The organism is uncultured Draconibacterium sp. (assembly GCF_913063105.1).
Lineage (GTDB): Bacteria > Bacteroidota > Bacteroidia > Bacteroidales > Prolixibacteraceae > Draconibacterium.
On sequence record NZ_CAJXYQ010000007.1, the window covers coordinates 170,205 to 182,962 of the forward strand.

The 12,758-nt window shown below is 38.9% G+C and carries 11 protein-coding genes; 1 reads left to right on the forward strand and 10 read right to left on the reverse strand.

All coding sequences use genetic code 11. The features are described 5' to 3' along the window. The 9 genes from QZ574_RS09310 to QZ574_RS09350 form a co-directional block, all read right to left on the reverse strand. Entirely contained in the window at positions 1 to 753 is a 753-nt protein-coding gene (locus tag QZ574_RS09310; protein WP_297089121.1) for a hypothetical protein, read from the reverse strand. 110 nt (positions 754 to 863) lie between these two features. Continuing rightward, the gene (locus QZ574_RS09315; protein ID WP_297089122.1) at positions 864 to 2,306 is read right to left on the reverse strand and encodes a lipopolysaccharide biosynthesis protein; all 1,443 of its coding nucleotides are present in this window, start codon (positions 2,304 to 2,306) and stop codon (positions 864 to 866) included. An 888-nt stretch (positions 2,307 to 3,194) separates the two neighbouring features. After that, complete coding sequence (locus QZ574_RS09320) at positions 3,195 to 4,148, reverse strand: glycosyltransferase family 2 protein (protein ID WP_297089124.1); 954 nt, start codon at positions 4,146 to 4,148, stop codon at positions 3,195 to 3,197. 65 nt (positions 4,149 to 4,213) lie between these two features. Next, positions 4,214 to 5,605, reverse strand: coding sequence for a glycosyltransferase family 39 protein (locus tag QZ574_RS09325; RefSeq protein ID WP_297089126.1), 1,392 nt, complete (start codon positions 5,603 to 5,605; stop codon positions 4,214 to 4,216). Then, entirely contained in the window at positions 5,602 to 6,204 is a 603-nt protein-coding gene (locus QZ574_RS09330) for a hypothetical protein (RefSeq protein ID WP_297089128.1), read from the reverse strand. The genes QZ574_RS09325 and QZ574_RS09330 overlap by 4 nt, the downstream gene beginning before the upstream one ends. 179 nt (positions 6,205 to 6,383) lie before the next feature. Further along, on the reverse strand, positions 6,384 to 7,265 hold the full coding sequence (locus QZ574_RS09335) for a Gfo/Idh/MocA family oxidoreductase (RefSeq protein WP_297089130.1): 882 nt from the start codon (positions 7,263 to 7,265) through the stop codon (positions 6,384 to 6,386). Positions 7,266 to 7,382: 117 nt separating this feature from the next. After that, positions 7,383 to 8,693: a nucleotide sugar dehydrogenase gene (locus tag QZ574_RS09340; protein WP_297089132.1), complete on the reverse strand. Its 1,311-nt coding sequence runs from the start codon at positions 8,691 to 8,693 to the stop codon at positions 7,383 to 7,385. Positions 8,694 to 8,780: 87 nt separating this feature from the next. Further along, the gene (locus QZ574_RS09345) at positions 8,781 to 9,347 is read right to left on the reverse strand and encodes a DapH/DapD/GlmU-related protein (RefSeq protein WP_297089134.1); all 567 of its coding nucleotides are present in this window, start codon (positions 9,345 to 9,347) and stop codon (positions 8,781 to 8,783) included. A 61-nt stretch (positions 9,348 to 9,408) separates the two neighbouring features. Continuing rightward, positions 9,409 to 10,542 carry a DegT/DnrJ/EryC1/StrS family aminotransferase gene (locus tag QZ574_RS09350; RefSeq protein WP_297089137.1) on the reverse strand — a complete coding sequence of 378 codons (1,134 nt, stop codon included), beginning with the start codon at positions 10,540 to 10,542 and terminating at the stop codon, positions 9,409 to 9,411. A gap of 104 nt (positions 10,543 to 10,646) precedes the next feature. Here QZ574_RS09350 and QZ574_RS09355 point away from each other — a divergent pair, with 104 nt between their 5' ends. Continuing rightward, positions 10,647 to 11,171 carry a DNA-3-methyladenine glycosylase gene (locus tag QZ574_RS09355; protein ID WP_297089138.1) on the forward strand — a complete coding sequence of 175 codons (525 nt, stop codon included), beginning with the start codon at positions 10,647 to 10,649 and terminating at the stop codon, positions 11,169 to 11,171. 80 nt (positions 11,172 to 11,251) lie between these two features. On the opposite strand, the gene QZ574_RS09360 is transcribed toward QZ574_RS09355, so the two are convergent. Beyond that, positions 11,252 to 12,694 carry an MFS transporter gene (locus tag QZ574_RS09360; protein WP_297089140.1) on the reverse strand — a complete coding sequence of 481 codons (1,443 nt, stop codon included), beginning with the start codon at positions 12,692 to 12,694 and terminating at the stop codon, positions 11,252 to 11,254. Positions 12,695 to 12,758 lie beyond the last annotated feature (64 nt).

Sequence of the window (12,758 nt, forward strand, 5' to 3'; positions counted from 1 at the left end):
TTACTTCTTATTTTTTGCAGTTTCTGATAACATGTTATTTATTAAATCTGGATGGTTCGAAACAAAGCTAACAATATCCGTGTAATCTATGCGTAAACTTCCAGTGTATAATTTCTTAAAAATTAATTGTGCATTAGTGAAATCTTGCTCAGTATCTACTGTCAGTCTTATAAAATCGTTTCTTGTCAAAACAGTAGGAGCATCAATCCAATTTACGCTAAATTTCTCTTTATGTTCGTAAATATAATTGGTAACATGTTCATGGTAAAAATTTTCACTGGTATATTTCATTACCCTTTGTAATGCATCTAGTGTTGTAAGCTCAGTAAAAAAACCAAGGCCGGTTTTCATGCTTGGTTTTTTATTTATACGATGCGTCAGATAATCCATAGTGTCTGTCCAGCTATTTAATAAATCGGCTATGAACTCCATATTCAGGAATGGATTATCTGCGCATATACGAACTATTTTCTGATACCCGTAATGAACGGCCGTATCAACAAACCGTTTTAACACATCATTCTCACTCCCGCGATAAACTTCAATTCCTGTCGATTCAATATTTTTACAAAACTTATCATCAATTGGATTAGTCGTTGTTGCCAGAACAATCGGTATTTCAGGAAAAGAATTTTGCAAATTCGAAATTAAAATCTCAGGAATTGTCAAATCATTAAAAAAAAGTTTTGTCATTTTGCCGGGAAGCCGCGAAGAACCAGATCTGGCCTGTATGATAAATCCGATTTTATTCATATAATTCTTTTTGCGATCAATTTCTGTACTGAAAGTTTACATATTGTGCTTTCAAACAAATATATTATAATTCAGCTAACAATTCTTGGTATAACAAGTGTGCATAATTCTTACCCCAAAAATCCTTTTAGTTTTTTGATCAAATCAACAATGTGTTCTCTGTTAAAAATAATATTATAGATAAAAAAAGTAATCGAGGGACAGATTATTCCTACTATTCCATGCATTAACAATCTTGCTTCCATCATAGCCAATAAAGCCAAGGTAACGACCATAGCAACGATACCTCCAATAAATACTGATTTAATATGCATTAATTGCTCCCAGAATCCATATTCTACATACCTTTTTGTAGAGGTAGTTAACATTACCACTTGAATAGTTGTAATAAACAACTCCCCAATTATTAATAATTCAACACTCTCTCTTCCAACAATCAGAATGTTAACAATCCTTAGAATATTAATTACCATGTTAATAGAAAACAACAATTTACTTTTCCCCAACGCAAGTAACACTTTTGCATTTATGTTCACCAAAGGCGCTAATAATCCAATAAAACATAACAATTTAAAATAGGGTATCATAGGTGTCCACTTCTCGCCCAGGACTATAATAACAAACGGGGTTGCGATCGAATATAATGTGATAAAAAGAGGGACAGTAAATATCATCGTATTCTCATTGAAACGCCTTATTCCATTTGCCATTCTAACCACATCTTCCTGCATTTTTGAAAGCACAGGAAAAGCAACCATTCCTATTGCTCCTGAAATTTGCCTTTTTGCAATATCAACATATTTCTTTGAGTTAGAATAAAAGCCCAAAACTTCAGTACTATACAATTTTCCTATAACCAACTGATAAATATTGGAAAATGAGTACGCCAAAACCGAATCAAATAATGTCCACCCTGCGAAATGAAATAGTTCAATAGCTGATCTACTTCTAAATAAAAGTTTCGGTCGCCAAGTTGATGTACACCAAATGCCTGACACATAAATCATACGATTAAAAACCATTTGAACCGCCAAACTCCAAACTCCCATATTAAACAACGCCATTACAATTCCACAAACACCTGATGTTGAAGCCGCAATCAAGGTTAAAAGAGCGTTCTTTCTAAACTGAATACCCCTCATCATTTGAGCAAGTTGTACAATTCCAAATGCATTTACCAGCAAGTTTATCATTACAAAGCGAGTGAGCTTAGTCAAACTTGGCTCGTTAAAAAATATTGCTATTAAAGGTGCGCATAACCATAAGGTAATATAAACGAAAATGCTAAGTCCTAGATTTAGATAAAACGCAGTGTTGACATCTTCATCATTTATATCTTTTTTCTGTACCAAAGCACTTCCTAAACCCCCTTCCACTATTGCATTGGCTACTGCAAAAAAGAACATTATCATTCCAATTAATCCATAATCTTTCGGATTTAAAATACGAGCAATAATTATTCCAATTACAAACTGTACAGCATACCCCCCAAACTTCTCTATAGTAGTCCAAAATACGCCTTTAATAGCCTGATCTTTTAATGTTTCTGGCATTTATACTCTGATAAGTTTCTGAAATCATTAAATAACACACATCAGGGATTAGCAGATCCTAATCATTTTACTCCATGTTACCATGACTGTCATTTTATATTTAATATTCTACATTCAAAAATATTTCAAGGCTTGGAAGCTATCACAATTTTACCACGAAAATAACCTTTCTCAACAAACAACTACCGTATTAGCAAAAACTTTCTTGGAATTTCAGACGGAGCTAACTACGAGCTTGCTCAGTACTTTAGAATACCACAACCAACCAAAAACACCAGTAATAACAGGCCTTTCAGCCCATTTTCAAGATAGCAGACAGCCATTATCTTATGGCAGATAGTGGTTATCTTCTACCAGATGATGATTATCTTACGTCAGCGAAGGATAATCTTGCGTCAGATTAAGGCAATCTGATGGGGTAGAAACCTTATCTTATAAAAGATGTATTACATCTTATGGTTTTTTGGCTTCCTCTGCTGTCAGCGTAACAGAAACTGCTTGTTGGGCAAGTATATCGTATAAAAGATGACATTCATCTTATGGCAGATAATGATTATCGGGTGCAAGACAGGCCTTATCGGCTGAGGTAGCATCTTTTTCGGACAGCAGAGAAAAAATTCCTTCTGGGAGCGAAGTTTGAATTTATGATTGATGCTCTCCTGGAGGGAGTCGAAAACACAATCAGGGTGAGCCCTACCCCTCGTTTGCAACGAGGGGTTTCTACTATTTTCGTTTTCAACGAAAAATGCTTAAACATCAAGTTCAATATCGACCAAACCTTTTACTCCTGAATAATCCACAGCCGAACTAAACAAATATTCATGCGGATAAGCAACAATCAATGCTTTCACTGGGTTCTCCAGGGAAAGCTTCTAATTCAATCTTGCACTAATCCATATCAAACAAACAAAGTGGTTTTTTGGGTGTTGATGCCACGTCGACATGGGCAGCCAGCATTAATAGTATAAACCCAATTAATATGGGTAGCGATGCAATCATTACCTGTCCGGTGGTAGCTAAAATTCCCTCAACGTAACTTCTTATCCAAAACCGGGCTCCTGTTGCAATACCGAACAGCATAAATAGGGTTCCGAAAATAATTTCGAGGGTAGCAATATTAAAATCGCGTAAAAAGTAATTGTAAAATATGCGTTTGAAAAAACGATTTAAATATTTTAACGGGAAGCTAAGTGCAGTATGTGAAATACTCAAACTGCTTTCTTCATCCTCGTATATGGCTTCCATGGGCATATCGGTAACCACCGCGTTAATAGTTGACAAACGAAAAAGCATATCGCTCTCAAAAAAATACCGGTTCTCAATTTTATCGAGCGGTAATAAGCGCAGGGCATTTTTATGTATGGCAACAAATCCGTTTGTGGGATCCATAATATTCCAATACCCGTTAACAAACTTATTAATAAGCGAAAGTATACTGTTTCCAAACAAGCGCATGGCCGGCATTCTGCTTAACGACTCGAGGTTATAAAAGCGGTTTCCTTTTGCATAATCAGCCTCCTGATTACAAATTGGCTGAATTAAGCGTTTTATCAGGTGCGGCGACATTTGCCCGTCACCGTCCAGTTTTACACAAATATCGTAACCGGCCAGTAGTGCCCAACTAAATCCGGTTTTTACAGCTCCGCCAACACCCATGTTTTCCTTGTTATAGACTACTTTCACGCGCGAATCGCTGCACTTTTGCTCCACATACTTTCCACTTTCTTCCGGGCAGCAGTCATCAACCACAACAATGGAGTCGACCTCCTCGCCTATTTCTGTGAGTAAATTAAGTATTTGTGCTTTTACTTTATAGGCCGGTATAACAACTGCTACCTTCATAATATTTTGTGTAAATGTGTATTTTCGATTTTGCCGATTAGTTCAACAGTATATCAGATAAAATTTTATTCGTGCTTTGGCTTTTCAGGTATACCCAGAAAAATTTCCAAGCCCTTGAAAAAACGGTTCAGCGGATAAATCTGAAAAACATAAAACCATATTAAAGCAACTGTTCCGAAAAAGAAACGCTTTGCCGATGCATCCATAATATTTTCAATTGAATCGGCCTTCAATTGCAACTGGTTTAATAAAAACAGGTATCCCACAAGCGGTAGCAAAATAAGTGCTAACAACAAGAATGTATCTTTCTTCTTTATTACTGCCCAAACATTAATAACTATAACCGCCGCAAACAAATAAAAACTTATGCCATAATAACTGGGGTGGAAAAAATTCTTCCACGCTCCCCTTAGAATTTTAGCCATATATTCCGAATCCATATTTGGAACTATACTTAAATTTACCTGAACAAATGGTTCCATAATTGCGGCATTCATTTTTAAAAATAGTTGCCAGCAAACAAAAGGTAACAAGCTTAGCAGCAAAAGGTATAGGTTCTTAAATTTTTTCTCCGAAAAATGTACATAAAACACAAATAACAGGGCGGTAAAAATATACACAATCCCTTCGCTACGTATCCAGCCATTCAGCGAAAGCATAATAACGGCCAGGTAGAAATACTTCATTTCTTTTCTTTTATACCAGGTAAACAAAGCAATTAGTCCTAATGATGCGTACATGGCCTGGGGAACGCTGGTGGTATTTAAAGCACTTTGTGCCAACAACTCTGGAGACAGCGCCAAACCAAGTGTAGCCATTATTGCAGCTGTTGATGACAAATTTTTTACAGCAAGGCCATAAAAAGCAACAACAAAAGATATAAATAGCAAGGCCGGTATAATCTTCGATGACTGAAACCCAAAAATATAGGCATATGCCAAACTCAATGATGTTAACGGCGGATATGCTGCTCCAAAGCCAACTGATCGGTCGGAAATTAAGGAATTAAGAAGGCTACCCTCACTGGCGATTGCTTTTGCATACAAATCGAAAGAGCTAACCGAGTCGGTGGAGAATGTAGGAGTATAAAGACTCTTTTTGGTTACAAAAAACAAAATACCCGCAACGGCCATCACTAAAACCAGCCAAATCAAATTAAACTTTCCTACTTCCCAAAATTGTTTCTCGCCCACCACTTCTGCTGCATTAACAAGTTTTTGGGGCTGAATAATATACCTGAGATTAAAGGCCACTAAACAAAAGCCACCAGCCAGAAGTAAACTATTTTGTGTTAAACCAATACCAACAACATTAAGTAAGAACATAATAAATGTAACGACTCCCATGCCCGCCGGAAATGATAAGCCCAGAATTTCGATAAATGAAAAACGGCCTGCCACCCATCGCAAAAAGCTAAAGCCAAGTATAAAAGCTAGAAAAATGCTTAAAAAATTCATTTGATGTTGTTTGGATTAATTGGTAAAACGGTAAACTTAGGTTGATTTTTTACCCGATAGGGCAGCTTTTCATACTGCTTGCCACCAATGATGGCAACATGGGTAATTTTATCCATGTACACTGAATCCTGTTCCAAATCCGCGTATACCGCTTTTCGTGGATAAATCATATAAGTGGTATGTTTTTTTGATCTCAACCACCCTATCTTTCTTTTTTTATCTTGCTGATCTACCTCGTCAACCACCTGAGGTGACGGCATCAGAATAATTGCCGAATCAGGCGTATTTTTGTTTATGTATTGCAGGTAAGCTGCGAAATACCCCATCTTCATCTGCTGTCGCTGCTCAAAAGTATAATCCGGATATTTTTCCATTGCTTTCCAGTTTGAAACAATAAAGTTGTTCCATAACCACTGGTAGCCTTTAACCTTTGAGGAATCGTAAATAGTTGAAAACAGAAGAAAAAACAGCAGTCCGATTACAGCATTACGAAAAAGAAAACCCACCCAGTTTTTAGAAGGGCGTTTCAAACTTTCATATTTCGATTTTTTCTGCTTTTTTTTCTTGTGGTATGGTTTTTTTCTTGCGGATTGGCTCATTTTTAGTGACCTGGTTTATTAACTTCTTACAAATATAAAACAAAAAGGTACTAACCATAAGAAATCACAGTAAAATGAACCTTTGTATAGATATTCTACCAGGAAAAGGAAGGGTTCGTACAAAAACAGAATGAAAAGCTACCCCAAATTAACAGTATATAGTTCAACAACTGCACAATCTACATCCCCTCTGCCAGTCCAATACTTTCCCGGGCATCTTCCACGCCAAAACCATTGCCCGACAGAATATTTTGGTAAGTAACCGTGTGCAAATCGGTAAAGCCGCCGCTAAATTCAATTTCCTTGCCTTCAATTTTTATTGAGCGGTAGGTACGTTTACCGGCAGCAGTGGCTTCGTGTGGCAAATCATCGCAATCGAGACTTAAAAACCAATTCACCCTTGCTTTCTCCAGGTCAAGTTGGCCCGCTGCTTTTGTGGCTTCAAAAAGTTTTATGCTGTTTTGTTTTACGGAGCCAAAAATCCAGCTTAGCATATCAAAAAAATGTATACCAATATTCATGGCAATACCTCCCGATTTTTCTACATCGCCTTTCCAGCTTTTGTAATACCATTTGCCACGCGAGGTGATGTATTGCAGCTCAATGTCGAAATGTTTTTTCTCAGCTGCATCAATTTCGTTTTTAAGCTCAAGAATGGCGGGGGGATAGCGCAACTGCAGAACGGTGTATACTTTTTTCCCGCTTTCGGCTTCCAGCTGTTTTATTTTTTCAAGGTCTGACGAATGAATCACCAAGGGTTTTTCGCAAATGGCATGGCAGCCGTTTTTAAGGGCCAGCTGAATATGAGTTATATGCAGGTAGTTGGGCGAACAGATGCTGACGAAATCAACCGCTTCGCCTTTTTCTTTTTCCTGCTTCAGAAATTGGCCCAATTCCGCTTCCGAGGTAAAAAACTCAGCTTCGGGGAAATAACTATCCATGCGTCCCATAACGTCAAAAGTATCCATGGCTGCTACCAGCACGTTTCCGGTTTCTTTTATCGCTTTTATATGTCGTTCGGCTACAAATCCTGCCGCTCCTATTAATGCAAATCTTTTCATTCTACTCTTTCTTCTCAATGTAACTCTGTGATTTCTCCGTGAACTCTGTGGTTAATTTTTTTTACCACGGAGAACACAAAGTCCTTCACAAAGAACCACAGAGTTTTTATTGTTCTTTCAAAGTTTATAAACCTTATCCGAAGCCTCTTTTATCATATTCCGCAAATCGACTATTAATTGCGCATGTTCTTCAATAAAATCAGCATCAAAAACCGAATGATTGGTGGTAATTACTACACAATCGGCCAGCTTTAGTCTTTCTTTATCCAAGTCTACAGAATTCAAAACATGGCCTTGCTGCGTTTCTATTTTTGAAATAAAAGGATCGTGGTATTTTACATTTCCTCCCTTTTTCAGCACTTCTTCCATAATTTTCAGTGCCGGCGATTCGCGTTCGTCATTAATATCGGATTTATAAGCCACTCCCAAAAACAGAATTTTACTTCCGTTTATAGCTTTTTTATGCCGGTTTAGTGCCGAAGTTATTTTTACAGTCATCCGGTGCGCCATCAGCAAATCGATATGTCCGGCGGTGTGAATCATCGATAAATCGAAATTAAATTTTTTGGCAATGTGTTCGAGGTAAAACGGATCAAGCGGAATACAGTGCCCGCCAACTCCCGGTCCGGGGTAAAAAGCCTGAAATCCGAATGGCTTGGTAGCTGCAGCCTCAATCACTTCCCAAATGTTTATATCCATTTTTCCGGCTAAAAGTGCCAGTTCGTTTATTAAACTAATATTTACCAGGCGGTAGGTGTTTTCCAGAATCTTTACCATTTCGGCAATACGCGGCGAGCTCACAGTATGCACCTCATCCACTGCCAGTTGATAGATACTTTTACCAATGATAAGCCCATCGGACGAAAGAGCCCCCAAAACCTTTGGTGTGTTTTTGGTAGAAAAGGCTTTATTCCCGGGATCAACCCGCTCGGGAGAATAGGCCAGCCAAAAATCGATGCCTTCCTTTAATCCCGATTCCTTTTCAATGATAGGAAGAACAAAATCTTCAGTTGTAGTTGGGTAGGTAGTACTTTCCAGGCTAATAAAAGTTCCCTTTTTGATGTTTTTCCCGATAGCAATACAAGCCTCCTCAATAAATGACATATCTGGTTTGCGAAATTTGTCGAGCGGTGTTGGAACGCAAATAAAAATGGCATTGCAACTACCAAGCTCTTTAAAATCAGATGTTGCTGATAGCTTTTTTGTTTGAACCAGTTCTGTCAACCGTTCAGTATTAACATCAGAAATGTAATTCTCTCCACTGTTTATTTTTGCAACTCTTTCTTTCGCTGTATCAAAAGCCAATACGCAAACATCGTTTTGGGCAAACTCCACAGCCAGTGGCAAACCAACATACCCAAGTCCAACAACACCCACCCGTAAGTGTCTGCTCTTAACTATTTCCAGCATATTTTTTTTATGATCCATATTTTCCACGACTTTGCTATTTGTCTTTTTCCACATTTTTTCACCACAACGTTATCTTCTTTGCGCCTCCGTGTCTTTACGGTAAACTTATTCATCCTGTAAGGACAACAATCCACCTTCCAACCTATATTTTTCTCCGGTCTCCGGGCAAATTAAATCATCTTTTAAAACCACACCGTTTCTGCTCACCCAACCCGTTTGTTTAGCCGGCACGCCGGTCATTAAAGCAAAAGGTTTTACATTTTTTGTCACCACTGCCCCGGCTCCAATCATACAGTATTCGCCCAAAGTAGTTCCACAAATTACGGTGGCATTTGCGCCAATTGTTGCCCCACGTTTTACAAGTGTTGTTTTAAACTCATTTTTTCGTTCAACGGCACTTCTCGGGTTAATAACATTGGTAAAAACCATTGACGGCCCCAGGAAAACATCGTCTTCGCAAACCACCCCCTCGTACACAGAGACATTGTTTTGCACTTTTACATTGTTGCCCAGTTTTACCTTATTCCCCACAAAAACATTCTGCCCAAGGATGCAGTTTTCGCCAACCTCAGCCAATTCCATAATGTGCGAAAAATGCCAGATTTTAGAGCCGGCACCTATTTGAGCACCCTGGTCGATTATGGTCGTTTCGTGTTTATAGTAGTTAGTCATATCTCATATTTTTACCGCCGAGGCGCGAAGACGCAAATTATCTTTCCTTTGCCACTTAGCGTCATTGCGGGGTACTATTCTCAAAAAACTTCTTAATCATATTAACTATATACTCCAATTGCTCCTCCCCCAACTCGGTATGCATGGGCAACGACAATACCGTTTGACTTAGCTTTTCAGCCACCGAAAAATCTCCCTGTTTGTACCCCAGGTGTTTGTAGGCATCCTGTAAATGCAGCGCTTTGGGGTAATATACCATCGAAGGAATACCTTTTGCTGCCAGGAAATTTTTCAACTCATCTCTTTTTTCGGTTTGAATCGTGTATTGATGAAAAGTGTGCGTACTGTAAGGTACTCGCATCGGAATTTTAAGTTCTTCAATACCTTTCAACTGCTCATCGTAAAAAGAAGCTGCCTGTTGCCGGGCTCGTATGTGTTTTTCTATGTATTTCAGTTTAACCTCCAGAATGGCAGCCTGCAAGCTGTCGAGGCGCGAGTTAATGCCAATTCGCTCGTATTCGTATTTCGCTTTCATTCCATGGTTGGCCAGCGAACGAATTTTATCCGCCATTTCTTTATTAGTACAATAAACCGCACCACCATCGCCAAAAGCGCCCAGGTTTTTTGATGGAAAAAACGAGTTACAACCGATATTTCCTATTGTCCCGGCTTTTGTTTTTGAACCATCAGAAAAAAGATAATCGGTCCCTAAAGCCTGACATGCATCTTCAACTACAAAAAGCTTATATTTCTGAGCCAAATCCAGAATGGCTTCCAAATTGGCGCATTGCCCAAAAAGATGCACCGGCAATATGGCCTTTGTTTTTTCGGAAAAAGCTTCTTCTAACTTACCCTCATCCAAATTAAATGTCTCGCGATTTACATCAACAAACACGGGTTTCAATCCCAAAAATGATAATACCTCCACGGTAGATACAAAGGTAAAAGGGGTGGTAATTACCTCATCGCCCGGCTTTAAGTCGAGAGCCATAAAAGCCAGCTGCAAGGCATCGGTGCCGTTTCCGCAGGCCACAACATTAGTGCTTAAATAAGCTGCCAGCCGGACTTCAAAATCAAGCACCTTCCCACTTTTTATAAATTGGGTGGAACGAATCACCTCCTGAATGGCTTCATCAATTTCAGCCTTCAGGGTAAGGTATTGCCCGTAAATGTCCGACATGTGGATGGTTTGCATACAGTTCAGCTTGTTTTTAATAAACTATAAAAGTATAAAAATAGTGTACAGAATAATTCAAACGATTTTTATTTTGCATATTTCCGATTCAATTGATTTTAAATATGACAACTGGTTCAGCTCGAATACCAAATTCTTTTTTCCAACGCGCAGTAACGGAAGTTGCTCCTGATTTACTCGGTAAAAAACTGGTAAGGCGTTTTGATGACGGCTTGGTACAGGAATATATAATTACCGAAACCGAAGCCTACCGTGGACACGACGATAAAGCCTGCCATGCCAACAAAGGCAAAACAGCCCGAACTGAAGTTATGTTTAGGGAGGGAGGACTGGTTTACGTTTACCTGATTTACGGAATGTACTGGCTGCTTAATTTTGTAACAGGCCCCGAAGGTGATGCTTCGGCTGTTTTAATTCGTGGACTTCATGGAATTTCAGGTCCGGGAAGGGTTGGAAAAGCGCTACAACTTGACAAGTCGTTTTATGGCGAAGACCTGTCCACATCAAATCGTATTTGGCTGGAAGAAACAGATGCTAAAGTTAATTACTCCGCACTCCCGCGCGTTGGTATCGATTATGCAGGAGAACCATGGATTAGCAAACCCTGGCGGTTTATTGCCGAGAAATAACCAATGATGAATATTCAATACTCAATTTATACACTTGCCTAATCCTAAATATTCCTTTTTGAAAATTGGATGTTGAAAATTTACTTCCTCCCAATTACAAAACGATCGTACAGCCAAAGCAACACAACAGCCAAAACGGCAATACCTGAAAACACCATCCAGATATTTGAAGGATGGTAGTTCTGCCACAGAAAATTCGTGAGCTCAGTTTCCGACATGCTCATTTTTTGGGCCGCCTGTGCAAAAAAGTCGTTTTTGGTAAATGTTTCCGAATACTCTGTTGGGAACTGCAATCCCTGCTCACTTACCTCCTGGTGCAAAAGATAGTATTTATCTGAGATGCCTTCGTAAAAATCGCCCGACAACCAACCAGCCAGTTTATGTGCAGCAGCAATAGGTAAAAACGAGGTTCCCATGTATAGCGCTTTCTGATCGGCTGGAGCAATGGCTCCAACATACTCGGTAAATTTTGGCGAACTTCCCATTTCACCCAGTGCAAATATTAACACGCCCAACAATATTAACCATCCACTTTGAGTTGAAAACATCAACCCAAGTCCACCGGCCAGCACCAAAATTCCTCCCATCATGGCTGCCAGTGGGCGAAAACGCATTACAAATGCCGATACCATTAACTGAAAAACAATGATGAAAAACGAATCCATACTGGTCATTGTCACCGCACTTATGGTACCGTTATCGCCAATTGTTTCGGCCAGCCAGGGCCAAACCATATGTAGTCCATTATAAACCACTGTTGTATCAATCCACTGGTCTATAAAAATTCCAAACGAATAATAAAGCTGGTTAAAAGCTGTCCAAAACAAAATCATAATAATTAAAAACAGCACATATTTCCAGTTTTGCAGGGTAATCCAAATATTTCTAAACGCTTGTAAAACATTATAGGCAAGCGAGTTTGAATCCTTGTCGCGACCGGGCTCTTTAAATAAAAACAAGGTTAAAAGTACGTTTACGCCAATGGCAGCAATGGCCATATAAAACACATAATCCCAGCTTAATTTTAACAAGGCCCCGGCAATAAATGGCCCAATAAAACCACCAATATTAATCATCATATAAAAAATGCCAAAACCAATTGATGCCGTTTCATCGTTAGTGGTTTTCGCAATCATTGCCGAAATAATTGGTTTAAAAAAAGCTCCCCCTACACAAGTCCATACAAAAGCAAAATATACCAGGGTATAGCCTTCAAAAATATTAATCATATAAAAGCCCGACATGTAAATGGCGAATGCGAGCAGCAGTATTTTTTTATACCCCACCTTATCGGCTATGGCCCCGGTTATTACGGGTAAAAAATACAACAAGGCAGAACCTGTACCCATTATTGCTCCTTTCTGACCATTTGAGAAACCCAATGCTCCGGTGTCGGTTGAACCAACCAGAAAAATTGGAAAAGCAAGGTAAAAACCATACCAGGCCCAACGTTCAAATAATTCAATGGTGTTTGATGTCCAGAAACTTTTATTATACTTTTTTAATACCGAAACAAATGCCATATCGCTCTCTTTTTTTAGAAAGCGCGAAAGGTAACAATTTTTGGAAAATGATAAGCCCCCCTTT